Genomic DNA, 518 nt, shown 5'->3' with positions numbered 1-518 from the left:
GAGATTGAAGAACCACAATATTATTCCAAAGATGATCCTGAAAACTTAATGACCGATGAAATGCTTGAAAGAGTGCCGGAGCTTTACGCACAGGAGGATGTAGCTTTAGCGGATAAAGAGGTTCATGCTGCATATATCATTCCTTTCCGTTCTAATTGGACTTGGTATATGACGGAATATGATAGAGAAAGCGGCGATGCCTTTGGACTTGTGCTTGGGATTGAGCCTGAATGGGGATATTTTAATCTTAAGGAGCTGGAAGAACTAAACGCACAAAGGCTTATTTTAGAGGATTTCCCAAAGACCTTTAGAGAGCTTAAAGACAGTGAACTTAAAAAGCAGATGGACGAGCAGGAGTTTCAGTATGTCTTTAATGGAGAACTTAGCTTTGAAGAAGAAGAACTTGAAGCACCTGAAGAAACAGAAGAAGTTAGAAGGGCTGATGCAGTTCAAGCTACCTTATTTGATTACCTAAAGGATAGAGAAGAAGTAGAGCTTAATGAAAAAGAGGGAAACCA

At 39.8% G+C, this 518-nt stretch carries 1 protein-coding gene; it reads left to right on the top strand.

Going from position 1 to position 518, the window contains the following annotated elements:
* The coding region (locus HMPREF1253_RS05310; RefSeq protein ID WP_023055726.1) for a hypothetical protein at positions 1-518 on the top strand (518 nt) is incomplete at both ends.

The sequence above is a fragment of the Peptoniphilus sp. BV3C26 genome (assembly GCF_000478985.1).
Taxonomy (GTDB): Bacteria; Bacillota; Clostridia; order Tissierellales; family Peptoniphilaceae; genus Peptoniphilus_B; species Peptoniphilus_B koenoeneniae.
The sequence above is the reverse complement of the archived record's forward strand: the minus strand, read 5'-3'. Positions and strand labels throughout refer to the sequence as shown.